We start from the raw sequence: 22,437 nt of genomic DNA on the forward strand, positions 1-22,437 counted from the left end.
TAATATTTTAAAGTAAATTTAATTGATATTTGACGTAACTTCTAGTTAAAAGTTCAACTTTTTTGTAGTCGTTAACGCGTATTCTGGTTGATTTAATTTCTAAAGCTGGTGTTTTTTTGAGTTTATCTAAGAGCTTACTGTAATAACGGTACGCCATAAAAACTCCAAATCTTGCTTCTAAAGGTAATTTTTTAATTCCAACTAAACCTTTCTTAAAATCCTCTTCGATATCAGAGATGATAATTTGTTTTGACTTTTCGTCTAAATGGTTGAGGTCCGTATTAGGGAAATACGTTCTGCTTAAATCTTCAAAATCGGCTTTTAAATCTCTTAAGAAGTTTACTTTTTGAAAAGCAGAACCTAAGCTCATAGCAGAATCTTTAAGCTCTTCGTATTTTTTATTATCACCTTTAACAAAAACCTTAAGGCACATTAAACCTACAACATCTGCTGAACCGTAAATGTAATCTTTGTATTCTTTGTTTGTAAGATAGTCTTGCTTGTGTAAATCCTGCTTCATGCTTTTCATAAAAGCATCAACCATATGTTTTTCTATATTACATTTATGGTAAGTTTCTTGAAAAGAATTTAAAATAGGATTTAAGCTAATTTTCATGGTTAAAGCGTCATCCAAATCTTGAGAAAATTTTTCGAACAGTGCAGGTTTATCGTAATCATGAAATGTATCAACAATTTCATCAGCGAATCTTACAAAACCATATATATTGTATATGTCTTGTCTTATGCTTTCTGCAAGCATTTTGGTAGCCAGTGAAAAAGAAGTGCTGTAAGAGGTAGTTACCAACTTACTACATTCTTTTGATACGCTATCAAATATTGATTTCATGTTTATTTTTTTTAATTATTAGGTCTATTTGTGTTTGTTAATTAGGTCAGCTACTAATTTCCCTGAAATTAATGCTGGTGGTACTCCTGGACCTGGTACTGTCAATTGACCTGTAAAGTAAAGATTCTTCACTTTTTTACTTTTAAGATTAGGTCTTAAAAACGCAGTCTGTGACAAGGTATTAGCCATACCGTAAGCATTTCCTTTGTAAGAATTATAAGCTTCTTTAAAATCCTTAACACAAAAAGACTCTTTAAAGATAATATTATTTGTTACTTGTTGCGAGGTTATTTTCTCAAATCGATTAATAATTATATCAAAATAGCGCGCTCTAACTTTTTCATTGTCCTCTAAGTCTGGAGCAATAGGAATTAAAAAGAAACCAGTTTCACAATTAGCGGGTGCCATTGTTTTATCCGTTTTTGAAGGAAAATTTACATAAAATAAAGGGTTTTGTGGCCATTTAGGTTGGTCGTAAATATCTTCAGCGTGCGCCTCAAAATCAGTATCAAAAAAGAGGTTGTGATGCTCTACATTTTCTAGTTTTTTGTCAAAACCTACATAAAATAAAAGTGAAGATGGAGCAAATGTTTTGCTGTCCCAATATTTTTCGCTGTATTGCCTGTAGTTTTTATCTAATAAAGTCTCAGAATGCGCATAATCAGCTCCACTTAAAACAAAATCGGAATTAATAGTTTTCTCTTCTGAAGAGATACTTACGACTTTTCCGTTTTCTACGTTAATTTTGTCAACAGCGAAGTTTTTATGAATTTTAACACCAAGGCTTGTTGCTAAACTTTCCATAGCTTTAATTACCTCATACATACCGCCTTTTGGATGCCAAGTTCCTAATCCAAAATCGGCAAAATTCATGAAACTATAAAATGAAGGTGTATTGTTGGGTTTTGCACCAAGAAATAAAACAGGGAACTCTAAAGTAGATATAAGTTTTGGATTTTTAAATTTTTTTCTAACCTCACTACTTATGGTCTTAAAAAATTGATCTACACGCGTAATTGTATCTTTTGTAACTAATTCAAGCGGTGAAAGGCCAGGTTTTAAAACAATTTTATTAATGGCGATATCATAATTTTCTTGCGCTTTTGCTATAAACTTACGTAAGGGTTTAGAACTGCCAGGTTCTATTCGTTCAAATTCTTCACAGATTTTATTCATAGAATCACCAATGGTGATTACATCGTCAGAAAAGAAAATTTTGTAAGCAGGGCTTAACTTATCTAATTCGTAAAAATCTTTTGTTGATTTGTTAAAATCACTAAAGAATTTCTCAAAAATATCTGGCATCCAATACCAGCTTGGACCGATATCAAAAGTGAAACCGTCTTTTTTTAATTGCCTTGCACGACCACCTATAGTATCATTTTTTTCAAAAACCGAAACATCAAATCCGTATTTTGCTAAATAACATGCTGCAGATAATGACGAAAAGCCAGAACCTATAATCGATACTTTTTTCATATTATAACGTATCTACTACTGCTTTAATTGATGTAAAAGATTTTATTTTTTTCGGAAGATTTTCTAAGTCGACATACTCAAGCATTTTACCTAAGACCCAAAACTCAGCATTTGATTTTTGAAGAATATTCTTATCAAAATCTTTAAAATATTTTTCTATATCCTCTTTAAGAGGTTTAATTGTAAAATACGATACAAAAATTAAATCTTCATAATAGTGTAATATATCTGCTAAACTTTCTTGTGGTACACTTTGACCTAAGAAAATACAGTGGTAATTATGAGATACGATTTGGTAATTTAAAAACATTAAACCTAATTCGTGTATTTCATTATCTGGCAAATACAATACAAAAGTTTTTTTAGAATTTGCAGTGTTTTCTGCTTGAGCAAATTCAGTATTTATAAGTATTTTTTGTCTTATAAGTGTCGTTAAAAAATGCTCATGAGCAGGCGTAATGGTATGTGTTTGCCAGAGGAGTCCGATTTCTGTTAGAAGTGGTATAAAAATATCGTAAAAAATATCTTCAAACGAAATATCTTTAAGCAGAGTTTCATAAGTGTTATAAAAAAGCGCTTGATCAAAATTGAGCATCGCTAATTTAAATGAATTAACAGCGTGACTTTCTATGTTTGATTGTAATGCAATATCTCTAACTAAAACAGGTATTTCTTTTGGTGCTAATTTTGCTATTTTAGAAATTTTGTAACCATTATTGTTTAGGTAACTAACGTTAAGCAGCTTTTGAAAACTCGCCAAATCATAATACCTAATATTAGTTTCTGTTCTTTTGGGAGAAAGAAGGTTGTATCGTTTTTCCCATATTCTAATGGTATGTGCCTTAATGCCTGTAAGGTTTTCAAGGTCTTTGATACTAAACTTATTTTTTAAATTGTTCATCTTATGATAAAAATTGTTAAACAAAAATAGCTTTTTATGGTTATAATCATAGCTATTTAACAAAAAATAACACTTTGAAAAATATAAAAAAAATTAAAAGAAAGTGCGCACGAGAAGACTCGAACTTCCACGGACTAATGTCCACCAACCCCTCAAGCTGGCGCGTCTACCAATTCCGCCACGTGCGCGTTTTATAATGAAGTACTTAAAAATAAGAAAAGTTAAGCAAATGCTTAACTTTTTCTAGTGACTTGGCTGGGGCTCGAACCCAGGACCCTCTCCTTAAAAGGGAGATGCTCTACCAACTGAGCTACCAAGTCATAATGTTTTTCTCTAACGAGGGTGCAAATATAAAATGTTTAATTAATAAAACAATGCTTTTTTTATATATTTTTTTGTTTTTTTGTTTACTCATTATCTAGGTGTTTAACAATCAATTTATAAGCTTTTATGATTATAGTTTTAATGGGTTACATGGGGTGTGGAAAATCGACAATTGGTCGTCAATTATCAAAAATTTTAAGATTTGATTTTCTAGATTTAGATGATTACATAGAATCAAAGGAGCAATACAGTGTAAAAGAAATATTTAATAATAAAGGTGAAATATATTTTAGAAAAAAAGAAGCGACTTACTTAAAAGAAATACTAGAATCAAAGGGCAATAAAGTCTTAGCTCTTGGTGGTGGTACACCGTGTTACGGAAATAATATTGATTTGATTTTAAATTCTAAAATCAGTAAGTCTTTTTATTTAAAGGCTTCCATACCACAATTAATTTCAAATTTAAAAAATGAAAAAGATAAGCGACCACTTATAAGTCACTTAAATTCTAAAGAAGAGTTTGCAGAATATCTTGGAAAACATCTATTTGAGCGTTCACCTTTTTATTCAAAAGCTAACTATACAATTTCAACGGACCAAAAATCTGTTTCAGAGATTGTAGAAAAAATTGTTCTAAAGCTAGTCTAAATAAGCTTCGTAAGGTTGTTTACTTAAGTTAACATTAATATGTTCTTTTAATGATGTAGAAAGGGATATGCCTTTAAAATCAGCCTTTACTGGAAATTTCTTATGATTTCGATTAACCAACACTGCGGTTTTAAATTTTTTAAGTGGCACATTAAGAAAATGCTTTACACCGTAGATTAAAGTACTTCCAGAATTTAATACGTCGTCGACCAAAACGATAGATTTGTTTTTGTATTCAGATGATGACATAGAAGTTGAAATCCCCTTTAAAGGGTCTTTTTTGTCTATAAAAACTTTGCAAAGTTTACTTTCTATATCTGAAATACTATCCAAATTTGCTTTAAGCTTTCTTGCTAACAAATATCCGTTTTTATCAATACCAGCAATTATTAATTCTGTTTCATCAATATTGCTTTCATATACTTGATACGCAATTCGCTTTATTTTATGTTGAATTTCTTGGTGATTAAGTATTATATTTTTTTCTGAATCCATATTCTGAAAGTTAAATTTGTAATAAATATAAGTCAATATTTATTCTTCTTCGTCTTTAAAATTTTCAATAGAGCGTCTGTCTTTTTTTGTTGGTCTTCCAGTTCCTTTTTTTCTATAATAATCCTTACTATATTTGAGCAATTCCTGAGCTTCAAATTCAGATTTTGGCGTTAAATCTGTTCTATAGATATCAACTAATTTTGCACCAACACGATTTGGAGGGATATCGTTAACTTTAATTTTGTAATTAATTTGATTTTTCCTAATGACTATTGTATCACCAATATAAACTTCGCGACTCGGTTTTACAGATGCATCATTAACCTTAACCTGTCCTTTTTTGCAAGCAACAGAAGCTTGATTTCTAGTTTTGTGATATCGCACACACCATAAAAACTTATCTATTCGCATATAATTTAACTAAAAACAGCGTTAATCCATTTGTGCAAAAGTATTATATTATTGTATCTTGCAGCAAAAAATAAAGCAATATTGAACCCTATTTGTTAGATGAACAAATACGTATTAAAAATTTTTATGAAAATAAGAACATTTCTCGCAACAATTCTACTTTTTTCAATTGTTATAATGGCATGCTCGCCCGATGATCCTGATTTTATTCCTGTACCAGATAGGGACAGAACAGAACAGCAAGTTTCTGACAATGATATTCTGATTGAATATTTACAGACTCATTACTACAATAAGTCTCAATTAGCAATGTTGGCAAATCCAAATCCAAGCGATATTATTTTAAAAACTTTTGATGGTACACCAGAAGAAGGTTATGCCTTGTTATTTGGAGATGAAAATTTAATAACTAGAACTACAAATTTTGAGAATACCGATTATACTTATTTTATACTAAAACTTAATCAAGGCGGAGGTGAAGAATCTCCAAAGTTTACAGATAAAGTAAGAGTTGAATATGAGGGTAGATTGGTAACTGATAATTCTTTATTTGACAGTGCTGTAACTCCTGCAGATTTTGACCTAGTAGGGTTTGGAGTTAATACAGGCGTAATAAGGGCTTGGCAAATTATTTATCCAGAATTTAATGCTGCGGCTTCGTTTTCTACTGGTGCAAATGTGGAGTACAATAATTTTGGATTAGGCGTGATGTTTATTCCATCTGGTCTAGCGTATTTTTCTAGACAATTAAACGGAATCCCATCTTATTCAAATTTAATTTTCAAGTTTTCTCTTTTGCAAACTCAAATAAATGATCACGATAGTGACGGCATCCCTTCTTTTTTAGAAGATTTAAACAACAATCTTAATACCTTTGATGAAGATACGGATGAGGATCTCATTGTAAATTACGTAGACCCCGATGATGATGGCGATGGAGTAGCTACAATTAATGAACTTGAAAGAACTGAATATACTGTAGATACAAACTTAGGAGAAACAGAACCAGTGCTGGCTGCCAATGAATTTGAATTAAACAGAACTACACAAGATGGAGTCATTACAATAATTACAGGTACTATTGTAGACTCAGATGCAAATGGTATCATGGATTATTTGGATGAAAATATTTCCATAGATTATTCAACTCAAAGCTAGAAAAAATAGTAAAAAAACCGCTAAAGAAATTTAGCGGTTTTTTTATTGATATGATTTTAACTATAACTTATAGGACAAACTTAATATTAGCTGTTCTGGTCTAGTATCTAAACGGTCGCCAGTAGTAATGTTATTATTTATGAATGTAGCTTCATTATCACTAAAACCACGCTCATAACGTAATTCAATCCCTAAGTCATTTAAGCTTAGACCAATACCAAAATTTAATCCAACGCTAAAGTCGTCTTCGACTTGGTCTATTGTTAAGTTATCAAATTCTGTATCTAAAATATACTGAAATGACGGACCTGCAAATACGTTAACTGGTCCTAGAACTTTTATACCAATTAATATAGGAGCATCAAGTTTTGTTAATTCAAAATTTCCAGAATCATATTCACTTTTTAATTTAGTATAAACCAATTCTGGACGCAGAAAAATTTTGTCACCAATTTTACCGAAAACACCCAAATGATAACCAAGATTTTGGTCTGGATTTTCAAAATTGTTTCCAATAGATTCAAAATAGTCACCACTACCACCGTAGTTTAGTCCACCTTTAATTCCAAAGCCACTGCCTGTTTGAGCAAAAGCTATAGTAGAAAATCCTGCAATTAATAATGCAGTAAAAAATAAATTTTTACTCACGGCATTTTTACGAACATTAATGTGTTCGTGAAATTTTTTTAAAATTTTCATAATTATTCGTTTTTGATTTTACTTACAGTAACAAAAACGCTGCCAAACTCAACTTATTTTCTTTTGATGACTTTTTTTGAGGCTTCAACTATGGCTTTTGCATTCAAACCATATTTGTCCATTAACTGTGCTGGAGTTCCAGATTCGCCGAATGTATCATCAGTCGCTACAAACTCTTGAGGTGTAGGATTGTTTTTTGCTAAAACTCTTGAAACACTTTCACCTAAACCTCCAAGATAGTTGTGCTCTTCAGCCGTAACAACACAGCCGGTTTTGGATACTGATTTCAATATAGCGTCATCGTCTAAAGGTTTAATAGTATGAATATTTATCACTTCTGCAGAAATTCCTTCAGCATGTAATGTTTTTGCAGCTTCTAAAGCTTCCCAAACCAAATGCCCCGTTGCTACAATAGTAACGTCAGAACCTTCTGTAAGTTGTAAGGCTTTACCAATTTCAAAAGTTTGATTTTCTGGAGTGAAATTTGCCACTTTTGGTCTTCCAAAACGTAAGTATACTGGACCTTCATAATCTGCAATAGCTAAAGTAGCAGCTTTGGTTTGGTTATAATCGCAAGTATTAATAACCGTCATACCAGGCAACATTTTCATGAGACCTATGTCTTCTAGAATTTGATGCGTTGCGCCATCTTCACCAAGTGTGATACCAGCATGAGATGCACAAATTTTAACATTCTTACCAGAATAAGCAACACTTTGACGTATTTGGTCATAAACACGACCTGTAGAAAAGTTTGCGAATGTTCCAGTAAAAGGAATTTTTCCTCCGATAGTTAAGCCAGCCGCAATACCAATCATATTCGCCTCAGCAATACCAACTTGAAAGAAGCGCTCTGGATGGTTGGCTTTAAATTCATCCATTTTTAATGAACCGATAAGGTCTGCGCATAATGCGACAACATTCTCATTAGTCTTACCAAGCTCGGTTAAACCGTCACCAAATCCTGAACGTGTATCTTTATTTCCTGTATTTTCGTATGTTTTCATAATAATGTCCACTTAAGTGGAAAGTTTTCAAAAAATTAATAATCTCCTAAAGTTTCAGGGTTTTGAGCTAAAGCAACTTCGAGTTGTTCGTCATTTGGTGCTTTGCCATGCCAAGCATGCGTATGCATCATAAAATCTACACCATTACCCATTTCGGTCTCTAAAAGCACACAAACAGGTTGCCCTTTTCCTGTTTGAGATCTTGCTTCAGCCATTCCTTTTAAAATAGCATCAATATTATTTCCTTCTTTTATCGTAATGACAATCCATCCGAAAGCTTCAAATTTTACTTTTAAACTTCCCATTGGCAAAACTTCATCAGTTTCACCATCAATTTGTTTTCCGTTTAAATCTATTGTAGAGATGAGATTATCTACTTTTTTTGCTGATGCGTACATGATTGCTTCCCAGTTTTGCCCTTCTTGTAATTCGCCATCACCATGAAGACTATAAATTAAATGTGAATCGCCATTTAATTTCTTTGCTTCAGCTGCGCCAATAGCAACAGACATTCCTTGACCTAACGAACCAGATGCAATACGAATGCCTTCTAAACCTTCATGAGTTGTTGGGTGACCTTGCAATCTAGAGTTTATCAACCTAAAAGTATTTAATTCGTCCACCGAAAAATATCCAGAACGTGCCAAAACACTATAATAAACTGGAGAAATATGTCCGTTAGATAAGAAGAATAAGTCTTCTCCAATTCCGTCCATTTCAAAAGTATCTTTTCTTTCTAAAATGTCTTGATAAAGCGCCACAAAAAATTCTGCACAACCAAGAGAACCTCCTGGATGACCCGAATTTACTTTGTGTACCATACGAAGAATATCTCGTCGTACTTGTGTGGTTAAATCTTGTAATTCTTTAATGTTTGGCATGTTGTGTTTTTGCTTGAATTTAGTGCATCAAAAATAGTAGTTATATTAACCGTCACAAAGTAAGAATAGGTTCATTTATTAACGATTTGATGGATTTGCTAACAATTTTAAATTTTATTAAGAGCATATGCTTAAGAGTTAATTATATTTGCCCTTTCACAATAATTTCATGGATTTTAAAAAGATTGCCACAGACGCTGGAAGTAAAGCTAGAGCAGGAGAAATAACAACTGACCACGGAAAAATTGAAACTCCAATTTTTATGCCTGTTGGTACTGTTGCTAGTGTAAAGGGTGTACATCAGCGCGAATTAAAAAATGATATCAATCCAGATATTATATTAGGTAACACTTACCATTTGTATTTAAGGCCTCAAACTAAAATTTTAGAACAAGCTGGTGGACTTCATAAATTTATGAATTGGGATAGAAATATTCTTACAGATTCTGGTGGTTATCAAGTTTATTCGCTTTCTGCAAATAGAAAAATAAAAGAAGAAGGTGTTAAATTTAAGTCTCATATAGATGGAAGCATGCATATGTTTACGCCTGAGAATGTGATGGAAATTCAACGTTCAATTGGTGCAGACATTATCATGGCTTTTGATGAATGTACACCATATCCTTGTGATTACAATTATGCAAAACGCTCAATGCACATGACGCACCGTTGGTTAGACAGGTGTATTAATCATTTAGAGAAAACACCATTTACCTACGATTATGCGCAGACTTTTTTTCCAATAGTTCAAGGAAGTACTTATAAAGATTTACGTAAACAATCTGCCGAATATATTGCTAATGCCGGTGCAGACGGAAACGCTATTGGCGGATTATCTGTAGGTGAGCCAGCTGAAGAAATGTATGCCATGACCGATGTGGTTTGTGAAATTTTACCAGAAGACAAACCAAGATATTTAATGGGCGTTGGTACACCAATCAATATTTTAGAAAATATTGCGTTAGGTGTAGATATGTTCGATTGCGTAATGCCAACTCGTAATGCACGTAATGGTATGTTATTTACAGCGCATGGTACAATTAACATCAAAAATGCGAAATGGGCAGAGGATTTTTCTCCTATAGACGAAATGGCAATCACCTTTGTAGATACCGAATATAGTAAAGCCTACCTAAAACATTTATTTTCAGTAAATGAATTGTTAGGAAAACAAATAGCCACAATACATAATTTAGGATTCTATTTATGGTTAGTAAGAGAGGCAAGAAAACATATTATTGCTGGAGATTTTAGAGCATGGAAAGATAAAATGGTAAAACAAATGGACAAGCGTTTGTAATTTATGAAGATATTAGATTGGTACATACTTAAACGCTATTTGTTTACATTTTTGATGATGCTATTGTTGTTTATACCAATTGCCATTATGGTTCACCTTGCAGAAAAAATTGGTAAAATTATAAGTAACGATGTTCCTTTTGATGAAGTAGCTTTGTACTTGCTTAACTTCACCATCTATTTTGCTAATCTACTATTTCCGCTATTTTTATTTCTATCGGTAATTTTTTTCACTTCAAAATTGGCAAATAATACAGAAATCGTTGCTTTTTTAAGTTCGGGAGTTTCTTTTGGTCGATTTTTAAGACCTTATATAATAGGTGCAACACTTGTTGCTATTATGGCTCTTTTTTTAGGAATGTATCTTGCGCCTTGGGCTAGTACAGGTTATAATGAATTTAGGTATAAATATTTAAGTAGTAGTAGAGATTTACAAGATACTAAAAACGTATTTCGGCGTATTACTGACAATGATTATATATACGTAAGTTCTTTTGACCCAAAGAGCAAACGTGGTCAAAATTTTACTCTAGAACACTTAAAAGACAATAAATTAGAGTATAAAATTTTTGCAAATAGTATTCAATATATAGAAGAAGATTCTATTTATAAATTGAATGGCTATTATAAAAGAGTATATGATAGTCTAGGTAATGTTACAGTAGAAGAAAAACGAAGTATGAATGTAGAATTTACATTTGATGTTGACGACTTAACACCTGTTAATTACATAGCCGAAACAAAATCTTATGGTGAGTTGGTTGATTTTATTGACAAAGAAAAAAGTCGTGGTGCACCGAATATAGGAAGATATGAGGTAGTTAAATTAAAAAAATGGAGTTTACCTGCTTCCGTTTTTATATTAACTATTATTGCGGTTGCTGTATCTTCAAAAAAACGACGTGGCGGCATGGGCGTAAACTTAGCTATTGGTATAACAGTAGCCATGATTTACGTGTTTTTCGATAAAATATTTGGAGTTTTAGCGGCACAATCAGATTTTTCTCCAATGGTTGCTGTCTGGTTCCCAAATTTGGTTTTTGGTATTTTAGCTTTATATCTTTTGCAAAATGCCAAACGCTAATCTTAAGCATTATTTACATTTACACTTTTTAGTATTCATTGCGGGTTTTACTGCAATTTTAGGCGAATTAATCACTGTCGGCGCGTTTAAACTAGTGTGGTTTAGAATGCTAATTGCTGCAATATTAATGTTTATTTATATAAAAGCGACTAATAAATCACTTAAGATAAATAGAGCACTTGCTTTAAAATTAAGTATCGCAGGCGCTATTATTGCAGCACATTGGATTACGTTTTTCGAGGCTATTAATCAATCAAATGTATCAATAACTCTAGCAATGTTTTCATCGGGTGCTTTTTTTGCGTCTCTTATAGAGCCATTGTTTTTTAAACGAAAAATACTTTGGTTCGAAATTTTATTTGGATTTATAGTCATTATTGGTGTTTTTCTTATAACTCAAGGTGAGTTAAAATACATTAATGGAATTTTATTGGGTTTAGCTTCAGCATTATTTTCAACACTTTTTGCTGTCATCAACGGAACACTTATTTTAAAGCATAAGGCAAGTGTAATATCATTATATGAATTTATAAGCGGTGTTGTCTGTATAAGTATATGTATTGCCGTATTCTATAAAGGTTTTAACGCTGAATTTTTTCAACTCTCAAATTCAGATTGGTTGTACATAGGAATTTTAGCTTCGGTATGTACTGCATACGCTTTTATAGCTGCGGTTGAAGTTATGAAATATATTTCGCCATTTACAGTCATTTTAAGCTATAATTTAGAACCTGTTTATGGTATTTTATTAGCGTTATATTTTTTTCCTGATAAAGAAGAGATGTCACCCCAATTTTATTACGGTGCCATAATCGTTGTAAGTGCTGTTTTACTAGACGCCATCCTTAAGCATAGACGCAAAAAGAAACTACAAAAAACAGTTTTATAAGTAATAATGGTGAAAAAAAACGGAGTTATTTATATTTTTGCATAGTTAACAAATTTTAATTTATCCCTTAATTATTATAAAATTTGGGTCAGAATATGTAGGTTTGTCAACTAACTAAATTTAAACTAATTTTTATCTTATATGGAATATTTAGAATTTGAATTGCCTATAAAAGAATTAGAAGACCAGCTATTAAAGTGTAAGGTTATTGGTGATGAGAGTGACGTTGATGTTACAGAAACTTGCAAACAAATCGAAAAAAAATTAGCAGATACAAAAAAAGATATTTACAAAAATCTAACAGCTTGGCAACGCGTTCAGTTGTCTAGACATCCAGATAGACCTTATACATTAGACCATATCAATGCACTTTGTGGTGATTCTTTTTTAGAATTACACGGTGATAGAAATGTAAAAGATGATAAAGCGATGATTGGCGGTTTAGGCAAGATTGGTGACCAAACTTACATGTTTATTGGTCAGCAAAAAGGCTATAACACCAAAACAAGACAATATAGAAACTTTGGGATGTCTAACCCTGAAGGTTATCGTAAAGCACTTCGATTGATGAAATCGGCTGAAAAATTTGGTATTCCTGTTGTAACGTTAGTAGATACACCTGGTGCATATCCTGGATTAGAAGCTGAAGAACGTGGTCAAGGTGAAGCAATTGCACGTAACATTTTAGAAATGACACGATTAAAAGTCCCAATTATTACCATTATAATTGGAGAAGGCGCTTCTGGTGGTGCATTAGGTATTGGTGTAGGTGATAGAGTGATGATGTTAGAAAATACTTGGTATTCTGTAATTTCTCCAGAATCTTGTTCTTCCATTTTATGGCGTAGTTGGGAATATAAAGAACAAGCCGCCGAAGCTTTAAAGTTAACGGCAAAGGATATGAAACGAATGAAACTCGTGGACCAAATCATTAAAGAACCTCTTGGTGGCGCACATAAAGATAGAACAAAGGCGTTTTTGGCAGTAAAAAATGCGATTGTTAAAACGTATGATGAGCTTAAAAACTTATCACCAAAAGAATTAGTAAAACAGCGTATGGATAAATACGATAATATGGGAGTTTATAAATCGTAACCCCTTTAAAACATAGAATTTTGAAAAAACTGAAGTTTTGAACTTCAGTTTTTTTATCTCTATTAACAAATAACTTCAGTTATTAACATTTCAATTGTTAATCAACTGTTGAAGATTGCCTATCTTTAAAAAGCTATTTTCTAATCGATTTATTTACTTTCGTAAGCCCGTAAAATTTGAAGTAATTTTTACTTTAAAATTTAAAAAAAGCATCAAGAGAAATTACACAAAATTGCATAAAATCAAATAATTTAAATGAAACAACCTAATCCCGTTCAAGGCTACAAAGTCGACAAAAGCGCCCTAATTAGCTTGGAAAAAGGCAAAATACCTCCACAAGCATTAGACTTAGAGGAAGTGGTTTTAGGTGCAATGATGATTGACAAAAAAGGTGTAGATGAGGTTATAGATATTTTAAGTCCTGATGCATTTTATAAAGAAGCAAATAGATACATATTTGAATCTATTTTCAAACTTTTTGAAAATAGTGAGCCTGTTGACTTATTAACAGTTTCGGCACAATTACGTAAAGACGGAAAGTTAGATTTAGTAGGTGGCGATTTTTATCTTATTTCTTTAACCCAACGGGTTTCATCTTCCGCACATATTGAGTTTCATGCTCGAATTATTCTTCAAAAATATATACAAAGAAGTTTAATAAAAATTTCGAACGAAATTATTGAGCAAGCTTATGATGAGGGTAACGATGTTTTCGATTTATTAGATACTGCTGAAGCAAAACTTTACGAAGTTACTCAGGGTAATGTTAAAAAATCTACTGAAACTGCCCAAAGTTTGGTAATTCAAGCTAAAAAGAAAATTGAAGAAATTTCTAATAAAGAAGGCTTAAGTGGTATTCCGACGGGTTTTGATAAATTAGATAAATTAACATCTGGCTGGCAGCCTTCAGATTTAATTATCGTTGCTGCACGTCCAGGTATGGGAAAAACGGCTTTAACATTAACTATGGCCCGAAATATCGCTGTAGATTTTAATCAACCTGTAGCGTTTTTCTCCTTAGAGATGTCATCTGTACAATTAATTACTAGATTAATTTCTAGTGAAACTGGTTTATCTTCAGAAAAACTTAGAACAGGAAAATTAGAAAAACACGAATGGGAACAGCTTAATGTTAAGGTTAAAACTTTAGAGCAAGCACCTTTATTTATTGACGATACACCGTCTTTGTCAATTTTTGATTTAAGAGCAAAAGCTAGACGTTTAGCTTCACAATATGGTATCAAAGTCATTATGATTGATTACTTGCAATTAATGACTGCTGGCGGTAGCCAAAAAGGAGGTAATCGAGAGCAAGAAATTTCGATGATTTCTCGAAATTTAAAAGCATTAGCTAAAGAATTAAGCGTTCCTGTAATTGCGTTATCACAGTTGTCCCGTGCGGTAGAAACCCGTGGAGGAAGCAAACGCCCATTATTATCAGATTTACGTGAGTCTGGTGCAATTGAGCAAGATGCGGACATTGTGTCTTTTATCTATAGACCAGAATACTATAAAATTGACGAATGGGATGATGAAGAACGATCACCAACCGAAGGCCAAGGTGAATTTATTGTGGCTAAACACAGAAATGGTGGTTTAGAAAATATTCGTTTAAAGTTTATTGGTCATTTAGGTAAGTTTGATAATTTGGATGATTTTGATACGCCATTCGGAGAATTTCATTCAAAAATGAACGCGGCTGCCAATGATGACACATTTAAGCAAGACCATTTTCCGTCGGCAAGTGATGCTTTTGATGCTCCAGATGATGATGGTGTGCCTTTTTAAAACAAAAGGCTTTGAAAGTTTATATAATTTTTTAAAACCCTAAAACATCCCAAATTTATAACCAATTATGCTTAACGAAAGACGAACTACAAACATTTTATTGCTCATTATTGCAGTGCCTGTAGTATTTTATTTGCTTAAAATTTTGTCGTTTATATTTATTCCGCTTATAGCCTCTATGTTTATTGCATTATTGTTTTTACCATTAATGAGATGGTTATCCAGACGTAATGTGCCAAAATTTGTTAGTATTATTATTGTTTTACTTCTTGTGGGGATTGGTTTAAAAGTAGGAGTAGAGCTTGTAAAGTTGTCTAGTAAAGAGATTTTAGCAAGTAATGCAGAGTTTCTCCAAAAAGCAGAACCAAAAATCGAAAATCTTAAAATATACATGTCCGAAAATTTTGGAATGGAATTTAGTGACGATAAAAATATCCTTTCAAACTTTTTTCAAGGTGATAATTTAGGGTCTACAATTGATTTTATTAGACGTTTTTTGACAACTATTTTAATGATTGTTTTCTTTGTGGTGCTTTGGTTAGCAGAATCGATAAACGTACACACTTTGCTTAACAGTACTATTTTAAAACTAAAGTTTACTTCTGTTAAAGCTTTTATGAAAATAGAAAAGGACCTTATTAAATTTATTAAGGTAAAGTTTTTAGTCAGTTTTTTAACTGGTGTATTTACAGGATTTGCTTGTTATTTCTTTGATGTAAGTTTCCCTATTTTTTGGGGTTTGTTTGCCTTTTTAATAAATTTTGTACAAATGGTAGGTTCATTTGTAACTGTAATATTACTTTCTATTTTTGCTTTTGTTGAATTAGATACTTCTAGTACATTACTATTTTTTGTATTGTCGATAACAGGTACTCAAGTACTTTACGGTAGTATTTTGGAGCCAATATTTATGGGGAAATCATTTTCAATAAACGTAATTTCGGTTTTAGTTATGTTAATGTTTTGGGGATTTTTGTGGGGTATTCCAGGATTAATTATGGCAATTCCTATTACAGTATTCTTAAAAATCATTTTCGAACAATTTAATAGCACACAAGTCATAGCAAGCTTACTGTCAGGTAAACAATCTAGTCTTACAGATTTGTAATTAAAACCATTTCTTAAAAGAATAATAAAGGCAATTTTATGTATGTATTTTTAGTTATCTTTCAATAAAATTGATAACATTGAAAAGATATATTCTATTAATTACCTTGATTTTTTATGGCATTTTTGCCAATGCATCTTATATTTTAATACCGATGGATGCAGAAACTCAAGAAAATCATCTTAAAGCTTATGGTGTGACCTTTTGGACTTTAGAACGAAATCTTAAAGTAAAATGGTTATTAAATTACCGCGGAGGTTCTTTTTTGGTTCCAAATGCAGAAATTTTACGGCGCGAATGTCAAATAAGAGGCGTTTCGTTTGAAGTTCTGTCTGACGGTCAAGCCGAGCAAATTTTAAACGAAATTGCTAGTCCTTCAGTTAATCAAGAAGCTGTAGTTCTTGAGAAAGCACCTAAAATTGCTGTTTATACACCTTACGGTAAACAACCTTGGGATGATGCTGTAACCATGGTATTGACATATGCTGAAATCCCTTATGAGACTATCTACGACGAAGAAGTACTTAAAGATGAACTTCTTTTATATGATTGGTTGCATTTGCATCATGAAGATTTTACAGGGCAATACGGTAAATTTTACCGTTCATACAGAACTGCAGCTTGGTACATTGAAGAAAAGCGAAACGCTGAAGAATTAGCTAAAAAATTAGGCTATAATAAAGTGTCCGAGGCAAAATTAGATGTGGCGCTTAAAATTAGAAATTATGTTGCTGGTGGTGGATTTATGTTTGCTATGTGTTCAGCAACAGATAGTTTTGATATAGCTCTTTCAGCAGAAGGTGTTGATATTTGTGAGCCTATGTTTGATGGTGATGGAAGCGATGCTGGCTATCAAAACAAGATAGACTACAAAAATACTTTTGCCTTTAAAGATTTTATATTGGAAAGAAATCCAAATACATATGAGTTTTCATCTATTGATATGACCCGCAAAAGAAGAATACCAAAAGAAACCGACTATTTTTCTTTAATGGAATATTCTGCAAAATGGGATCCAATACCAACAATGCTAACTCAGAATCATACTGCACTTGTTAAAGGATTCATGGGGCAAACCACCTCTTTTACACGAGAACAAATAAAATCTAATGTACTTGTTATGGGCGAAAATAAAACCAATGGCGAAGCTAAGTATATTCATGGTATAAAAGGAAAAGGTTTTTTTACATTTTATGGCGGTCATGACCCAGAAGATTATACGCACAAAGTTGGTGACCCGCGAACAGAATTAGATTTACACCCAACATCTCCAGGTTATCGTTTGATACTCAATAACGTACTTTTTCCTGCTGCAAAAAAGAAAAAGCAAAAAACCTAATTGCTAAATATGAGTTCTGTAATGATTTCATTTTTAAGGCTTTTCTTCGGTGCTATTTTGTATTGGGTACTTGCTTTTTTACTATTTATGGCAATACGATATAATGGACTTGAGCAAGAAATGATTTTTTATTCTGATGAAACCTTTATTTTCCCTACAGATGCATTTTATGAAGTTGCCATAGTTTTAGGAATTACAACAGGTGTTTTGTATGCAGTCATAGAAATCGTTGCCGAAAAAGTCACAAATCATTTAGCACTTGGTTTAACGATTTTATTAAAATCTAGTCTGTATTTTATTTTGATGGTTTTTCTGTTAAGCAAATCTTTTTTATTGATTGAGCAACAGGGTGACATTGATTTACCAAACGAAGGCAATTGGTGGCAGACAAATGGTTTTTTCTGGAATGCAATCATCTTTTTTATAGTTGCATCTACAGTTTTTCAGCTTATAAGAATAGCTATCGATAGATTTGGACAGGGAAATTTTCTATCGATTCTTATAGGAAAATATAAGCGCCCTAAAGAAGAGGAACATGTGCTAATGTTTTTAGATTTAAAAGACTCTACGGCCATTGCTGAAAAATTAGGTCATCTTAATTATAGTAAGTTTATTCAAGATTGTTTTACCGATTTAGATAGAGTATTAAATAAGTATGATGCAAAGGTTTATCAATATGTCGGTGATGAGGCTGTAGTATTTTGGAATATAAAAAATGGATTTAAAAACAATAATTGTATTTTATTATTTAATGCGTTTGAAAAGAAATTAGCAAAAAAGAAAAAATACTATCAAAAAAAATATGATTTTGAGCCAATTTTTAAGGCAGGAATTCATTTTGGTAAACTCACCGTTGTAGAGGTAGGCAATACTAAAAAAGAATTGGCATTTCATGGAGACGTTATTAACACTGCTTCTCGAATACAAAATTTATGTAATGGGTTTAATAGAAATTTGCTTGTTTCAGAATCTGTTTTAAATAAATTGAATATCTCGGAGTCTCACTATGAATTAATGTCTGAAGACATTGAGCTTAGAGGTAAAGAAGAACGATTAAAAATTTATGCTATTTAAAACAAAAAGCCCACTCAAATGAGTGGACTTTTCTAAGCGAAATGTTGTTATTAATTTGGCTAAAAGCCTTATTTAACTTTGTTAATTATAGCTTCAAAAGCTTCTGGATGATTCATAGCTAAATCCGCAAGAACCTTACGATTCAATTGAATATTATTAGCTTTTAAACCTCCCATAAATTTTGAATAACTCATTCCATGTTGTCTTGCACCTGCATTAATACGCATAATCCATAACGCACGAAATGTTCTTTTTTTGTTTCTGCGGTCTCTATACGAATATTGCATCGCTTTATCTACCGCATTTTTTGCTACTGTCCAGACGTTTTTACGTCTTCCCCAGTATCCTTTTGCTTGCTTAAGAACTTTTTTTCTTCTAGCTCTTTTTGCAACTGAATTTACTGATCTTGGCATTTTTCTAATTGTTTTTTGTAGTAGGCGACCGTAAAGGTACTTGCTAAATAATTTTGCCTAACTCCAGGGTTTATAATATAATTTTAACCGATTAAAACTTTATTACTTTAAACGTAACATTGTCTTAATGTTGTCTTCGTCAGCCTTGTGCACTAATGTGTCATGGGTTAACGCAAGCTTACGCTTTTTAGATTTTTTTGTCAATATATGACTCTTAAAAGCATGCTTTCTTTTAATTTTACCAGTGCCAGTTAGTTTGAAACGTTTCTTAGCACTCGATTTAGTTTTCATTTTAGGCATTTTCTCCTAGTTTTAATTTACGTTTCGCTTATTTTCAAATATCTATAAAATAGATGTTATTTTGTCTTTTTTGGGGAAATGAACATAATCATTCGTTTTCCTTCTAATTTAGGCATTTGCTCTACTTTTCCGTATTCTTCCAAATCTTGAGCTAATCTTAATAACAAGATTTGCCCTTGTTCTTTAAATACAATAGATCTTCCTTTAAAAAATACAAAAGCTTTTAACTTTGCACCATCTTTAAGAAATTTCTCAGCATGTTTTTTCTTAAACTCATAATCATGATCATCAGTTTGAGGTCCAAACCTAATTTCTTTAACTATGACTTTAGTGGCTTTAGACTTTAGCGCTTTTTCACGTTTCTTTTGTTCGTAAAGAAACTTCTTATAGTCCATAACTTTACAGACAGGCGGATTAGCATTAGGTGATATTTCTACTAAATCTAAACCTTGTTCATCTGCGATGGCTAAAGCTTTTTTTGTTGGGTAAACACCAATTTCTACATTATCACCAACAAGTCTTACTTCTTCGGTTCTAATTTTTCCGTTAATTCTGTGCTTGTCCTCTTGGACTACACGTCTGCTGTAATTTCTTCTTCTACGTATTGCTATGGCTAAAAAATTTTATACCCTTTCGGGATGTGGTTAAACTCTAATTATTTAAAAGTCTTAAGACTTTGATTTACTTGTTTTTTTATAATTTCTATAAATGCTTCTACACTTATTGTGCCAAGGTCTTCACCTCCGTGAGCCCTTACGGTTATTGTATTATCTTTTTCTTCTTGCTCACCTAAAATAATCATGAACGGGTATTTTTGCATTTCTGCTTCCCGAATTTTCTTACCTACGGTTTCATTTCTGTTGTCAACAAGGGCGCGAATTTCGTCATTTTCTAGCAAATTTAAAACTTTTTTAGCGTATTTCTCATATTTCTCGCTGACAGATAATATAATAGCTTGTTCTGGCATGAGCCAAAGCGGGAAATTTCCACCCGTGTGCTCTAATAATATTGCTACAAATCGTTCCATACTTCCAAATGGAGCGCGATGAATCATAACTGGTCTGTGTGATTCGTTATCACTACCTTTATATGTTAGGTCAAAACGTTCAGGTAGATTATAGTCTACTTGTATAGTACCAAGTTGCCATTTTCTTCCTAAAGCATCCTTTACCATAAAATCTAGCTTAGGGCCGTAGAATGCAGCTTCACCTTCTTCAACAATATAATTAAGACCTTTATCTTTTGCGGCATTAAGAATAGCATTTTCAGCTTTATCCCAATTTTCAAGACTTCCAATGTATTTTTCAGGAGTCTTTGGGTCTCTTATTGAAACTTGAGCTGTAAAGTTTTCAAAACCTAAAGAGCCAAAAACATAGAGTACTAAATCTATAACTTCTTTGAACTCTCTATCTAATTGGTCTGGAGTGCAGAAAATATGTGCATCATCCTGCGTAAAACCTCTTACTCGAGTTAAGCCATGAAGTTCTCCACTTTGTTCATATCTGTAGACAGTACCAAATTCGGCATATCGCTTTGGTAATTCTTTATATGAAAAAGGTCTTGTGTTATATATTTCGCAATGGTGAGGGCAATTCATGGGTTTTAATAAAAACTCTTCTCCTTCATTAGGAGTTGTAATCGGTTGAAAACTATCCTCTCCGTATTTAGCATAATGGCCAGAAGTTTCATATAGTTCTTTTTGACCAATATGTGGTGTTACAACCATTTCATAGCCAGCTTTTTTTTGTGCGGCTTTAAGGAAATTTTCAAGACGCTCGCGAAGGGCAGCCCCTTTTGGTAACCATAATGGAAGTCCTTGGCCAACTTTTCTAGAAAAAGTAAATAACTCAAGTTCTTTACCTAATTTTCTATGATCACGCTTTTTAGCTTCTTCTAACAATTGAAGATACTCAGTAAGTTCTTTTTGTTTTGGAAAAGAAATACCATAAACTCGAGTTAATTGTTTTTCGTTTTCGTCTCCTTTATAATATGCACCAGCTACACTAAGTATTTTTACAGCTTTAATGATACCTGTGTTTGGTATATGTCCGCCTCGGCATAAATCTGTAAAAGTTGAATGGTCGCAAAAGCTTATAGTGCCATCTTCAAGATTTTCAATTAAATCAACTTTATACTCATTTTTATCCTTATACATTTCTAAGGCCTCAGATTTCGAAACTGAACGCATCTTAAAATCATGCTTTCCACGGGCAATTTCGAGCATCTTATTTTCTATATTTTTAAAATCTTTTTCAGAAATTGTGCCTTCTCCTAAATCTACATCGTAGTAAAATCCGTTTTCAATTGCTGGGCCAACCCAAAGTTTTACATTAGGGTATAGTTCTTCTAAAGCTTGAGCAAGTACGTGTGCTGAAGAATGCCAAAACGCTTTTTTACCATCATCGTCTTTCCATGTATATAAAATAAGACTACCATCAGTGGTCAGTGGAGTGGTGGTTTCAACAACTGCATCATTGAATTTTGCAGAAATAACGTTGCGGGCAAAACCTTCGCTGATATTTACAGCCACTTCATGAGGTGTCACGCCTTTATCAAAAGAACGAACCGAACCGTCTGGTAAAGTAATTTGTATCATTTTATATTATAAGTTTTTAATAACTGACAAATATATGGGTATATCAGAAACTGGCAAAGCGTAGTTAGTAATAACTGCTCAATATTCTTTAATAGCGTCTTTCTAGGAATTGGGCTTTTCATTTTAAGTCCTTTCAACACTGCCAAAAGTGCTGGCAGTCTTTTTGTGAGCTATTCACTTCAATCCATAACGCGGGTTTAGTTTTTATTTACTTTTGATAAAATAAAGTTCAGGCGAGTAGAGTTTAATAGCAAAAACTTAATCAGGAACATATACATTAAGGTATGGATAGGGTTATTTTGGGTGATTATTTCTATTTTTTTTGATTATGTAAATAGCTATTAATAAGTGTTGTAACAAGTGTTGTTAAATAATTTCAAAATAATTTTAAGAAAGTAGTTGTGGGATTAAAAAAGGGTTTTATATTTGCACCCTCGAAACGATGAAATGCGATTTTCGAGGTGTTCTAAAAAGGTCTTTAAATAGTGGTTTAAAATAAAATCAAAAAATAAATTTGATTTTATTTTGCAGAAATAAAAAAGGGTTTTATATTTGCACCCGCTTAAGAGATAAACGCCTTAAGAGAACTTAAAAATACGTTC

Annotated in this window: 22 protein-coding genes and 2 tRNA genes; 10 read left to right on the forward strand and 14 right to left on the reverse strand. The window is 32.3% G+C overall.

Annotated features, from left to right (window positions below):
• Positions 1-7 precede the first annotated feature (7 nt).
• From ACFQ1Q_RS09955 to ACFQ1Q_RS09975, 5 genes are all read right to left on the reverse strand, one after another.
• Positions 8-847 carry a phytoene/squalene synthase family protein gene (locus ACFQ1Q_RS09955; RefSeq protein WP_386130703.1) on the reverse strand — a complete coding sequence of 280 codons (840 nt, stop codon included), beginning with the start codon at positions 845-847 and terminating at the stop codon, positions 8-10.
• Between the two features lie 24 nt (positions 848-871).
• Positions 872-2,326, reverse strand: a complete 1,455-nt coding sequence (locus ACFQ1Q_RS09960; RefSeq protein WP_386130704.1) for a phytoene desaturase family protein — start codon at positions 2,324-2,326, stop codon at positions 872-874.
• 1 nt (position 2,327) lies between these two features.
• The gene (locus ACFQ1Q_RS09965; protein ID WP_386130706.1) at positions 2,328-3,227 is read right to left on the reverse strand and encodes a MerR family transcriptional regulator; all 900 of its coding nucleotides are present in this window, start codon (positions 3,225-3,227) and stop codon (positions 2,328-2,330) included.
• A gap of 104 nt (positions 3,228-3,331) precedes the next feature.
• Positions 3,332-3,415, reverse strand: a tRNA-Leu gene (locus ACFQ1Q_RS09970).
• 59 nt (positions 3,416-3,474) lie between these two features.
• A tRNA-Lys gene (locus tag ACFQ1Q_RS09975) sits at positions 3,475-3,547 on the reverse strand.
• Between the two features lie 130 nt (positions 3,548-3,677).
• Here ACFQ1Q_RS09975 and ACFQ1Q_RS09980 point away from each other — a divergent pair.
• Entirely contained in the window at positions 3,678-4,199 is a 522-nt protein-coding gene (locus ACFQ1Q_RS09980) for a shikimate kinase (RefSeq protein ID WP_386130708.1), read from the forward strand.
• On the opposite strand, the gene ACFQ1Q_RS09985 is transcribed toward ACFQ1Q_RS09980, so the two are convergent.
• Positions 4,191-4,694 (reverse strand): phosphoribosyltransferase family protein, encoded by a 504-nt coding sequence (locus tag ACFQ1Q_RS09985; protein ID WP_386130711.1) that lies wholly within the window; start codon positions 4,692-4,694, stop codon positions 4,191-4,193. The genes ACFQ1Q_RS09980 and ACFQ1Q_RS09985 overlap by 9 nt on opposite strands.
• A gap of 39 nt (positions 4,695-4,733) precedes the next feature.
• Positions 4,734-5,105: an RNA-binding S4 domain-containing protein gene (locus tag ACFQ1Q_RS09990; RefSeq protein ID WP_386130713.1), complete on the reverse strand. Its 372-nt coding sequence runs from the start codon at positions 5,103-5,105 to the stop codon at positions 4,734-4,736.
• Between the two features lie 126 nt (positions 5,106-5,231).
• Between ACFQ1Q_RS09990 and ACFQ1Q_RS09995 the strand changes: the two genes are divergently transcribed.
• Entirely contained in the window at positions 5,232-6,263 is a 1,032-nt protein-coding gene (locus ACFQ1Q_RS09995) for an FKBP-type peptidyl-prolyl cis-trans isomerase (RefSeq protein WP_386130716.1), read from the forward strand.
• 60 nt (positions 6,264-6,323) lie between these two features.
• Here the strand turns inward: ACFQ1Q_RS09995 and ACFQ1Q_RS10000 are convergent, their stop codons facing one another.
• Genes ACFQ1Q_RS10000 through ACFQ1Q_RS10010 form a run of 3 tightly spaced genes read right to left on the reverse strand, consistent with a single transcriptional unit; the run spans position 6,324 to position 8,850 of the window.
• Positions 6,324-6,962, reverse strand: a complete 639-nt coding sequence (locus tag ACFQ1Q_RS10000; protein WP_386130718.1) for a porin family protein — start codon at positions 6,960-6,962, stop codon at positions 6,324-6,326.
• Positions 6,963-7,015: 53 nt separating this feature from the next.
• A complete protein-coding gene (locus ACFQ1Q_RS10005) occupies positions 7,016-7,969 on the reverse strand; it encodes a transketolase family protein (protein ID WP_386130721.1) in 954 nt (317 codons plus the stop codon).
• A gap of 35 nt (positions 7,970-8,004) precedes the next feature.
• Positions 8,005-8,850, reverse strand: a complete 846-nt coding sequence (locus ACFQ1Q_RS10010) for a transketolase (protein WP_386130724.1) — start codon at positions 8,848-8,850, stop codon at positions 8,005-8,007.
• A 169-nt stretch (positions 8,851-9,019) separates the two neighbouring features.
• Here ACFQ1Q_RS10010 and tgt point away from each other — a divergent pair, with 169 nt between their 5' ends.
• The 8 genes from tgt to ACFQ1Q_RS10050 all read left to right on the forward strand — a co-directional run bounded on the left by tgt (position 9,020) and on the right by ACFQ1Q_RS10050 (position 18,526).
• Positions 9,020-10,150: a tRNA guanosine(34) transglycosylase Tgt gene (gene tgt / locus ACFQ1Q_RS10015; protein WP_386130726.1), complete on the forward strand. Its 1,131-nt coding sequence runs from the start codon at positions 9,020-9,022 to the stop codon at positions 10,148-10,150.
• Positions 10,151-10,153: 3 nt separating this feature from the next.
• Positions 10,154-11,233 (forward strand): LptF/LptG family permease, encoded by a 1,080-nt coding sequence (locus ACFQ1Q_RS10020; RefSeq protein ID WP_386130728.1) that lies wholly within the window; start codon positions 10,154-10,156, stop codon positions 11,231-11,233.
• The gene (locus tag ACFQ1Q_RS10025; RefSeq protein ID WP_386130730.1) at positions 11,220-12,122 is read left to right on the forward strand and encodes a DMT family transporter; all 903 of its coding nucleotides are present in this window, start codon (positions 11,220-11,222) and stop codon (positions 12,120-12,122) included. Before ACFQ1Q_RS10020 ends, ACFQ1Q_RS10025 begins: the two co-directional genes overlap by 14 nt.
• A 141-nt stretch (positions 12,123-12,263) precedes the next feature.
• Positions 12,264-13,217, forward strand: a complete 954-nt coding sequence (locus tag ACFQ1Q_RS10030; protein ID WP_386130732.1) for an acetyl-CoA carboxylase carboxyltransferase subunit alpha — start codon at positions 12,264-12,266, stop codon at positions 13,215-13,217.
• A gap of 255 nt (positions 13,218-13,472) precedes the next feature.
• Positions 13,473-15,005: a replicative DNA helicase gene (gene dnaB, locus ACFQ1Q_RS10035; protein ID WP_386130735.1), complete on the forward strand. Its 1,533-nt coding sequence runs from the start codon at positions 13,473-13,475 to the stop codon at positions 15,003-15,005.
• Between the two features lie 67 nt (positions 15,006-15,072).
• The gene (locus ACFQ1Q_RS10040; RefSeq protein ID WP_386130738.1) at positions 15,073-16,113 is read left to right on the forward strand and encodes an AI-2E family transporter; all 1,041 of its coding nucleotides are present in this window, start codon (positions 15,073-15,075) and stop codon (positions 16,111-16,113) included.
• Between the two features lie 154 nt (positions 16,114-16,267).
• A complete protein-coding gene (locus ACFQ1Q_RS10045; RefSeq protein ID WP_386130752.1) occupies positions 16,268-17,452 on the forward strand; it encodes an asparagine synthetase B in 1,185 nt (394 codons plus the stop codon).
• Positions 17,453-17,461: 9 nt separating this feature from the next.
• Positions 17,462-18,526: an adenylate/guanylate cyclase domain-containing protein gene (locus ACFQ1Q_RS10050; RefSeq protein WP_386130740.1), complete on the forward strand. Its 1,065-nt coding sequence runs from the start codon at positions 17,462-17,464 to the stop codon at positions 18,524-18,526.
• A gap of 68 nt (positions 18,527-18,594) precedes the next feature.
• On the opposite strand, the gene rplT is transcribed toward ACFQ1Q_RS10050, so the two are convergent.
• From rplT to thrS, 4 genes are all read right to left on the reverse strand, one after another.
• A complete protein-coding gene (rplT, locus tag ACFQ1Q_RS10055) occupies positions 18,595-18,939 on the reverse strand; it encodes a 50S ribosomal protein L20 (protein ID WP_386130742.1) in 345 nt (114 codons plus the stop codon).
• A 102-nt stretch (positions 18,940-19,041) separates the two neighbouring features.
• Complete coding sequence (gene rpmI, locus ACFQ1Q_RS10060; RefSeq protein WP_019388182.1) at positions 19,042-19,239, reverse strand: 50S ribosomal protein L35; 198 nt, start codon at positions 19,237-19,239, stop codon at positions 19,042-19,044.
• A gap of 56 nt (positions 19,240-19,295) precedes the next feature.
• Positions 19,296-19,850 (reverse strand): translation initiation factor IF-3, encoded by a 555-nt coding sequence (gene infC / locus ACFQ1Q_RS10065; protein ID WP_386130754.1) that lies wholly within the window; start codon positions 19,848-19,850, stop codon positions 19,296-19,298.
• Between the two features lie 44 nt (positions 19,851-19,894).
• Entirely contained in the window at positions 19,895-21,835 is a 1,941-nt protein-coding gene (gene thrS, locus ACFQ1Q_RS10070) for a threonine--tRNA ligase (protein ID WP_386130744.1), read from the reverse strand.
• Positions 21,836-22,437: the final 602 nt, after the last annotated feature.

The sequence above is a fragment of the Winogradskyella litorisediminis genome (genome assembly GCF_042675765.1).
GTDB lineage: Bacteria > Bacteroidota > Bacteroidia > Flavobacteriales > Flavobacteriaceae > Winogradskyella > Winogradskyella litorisediminis.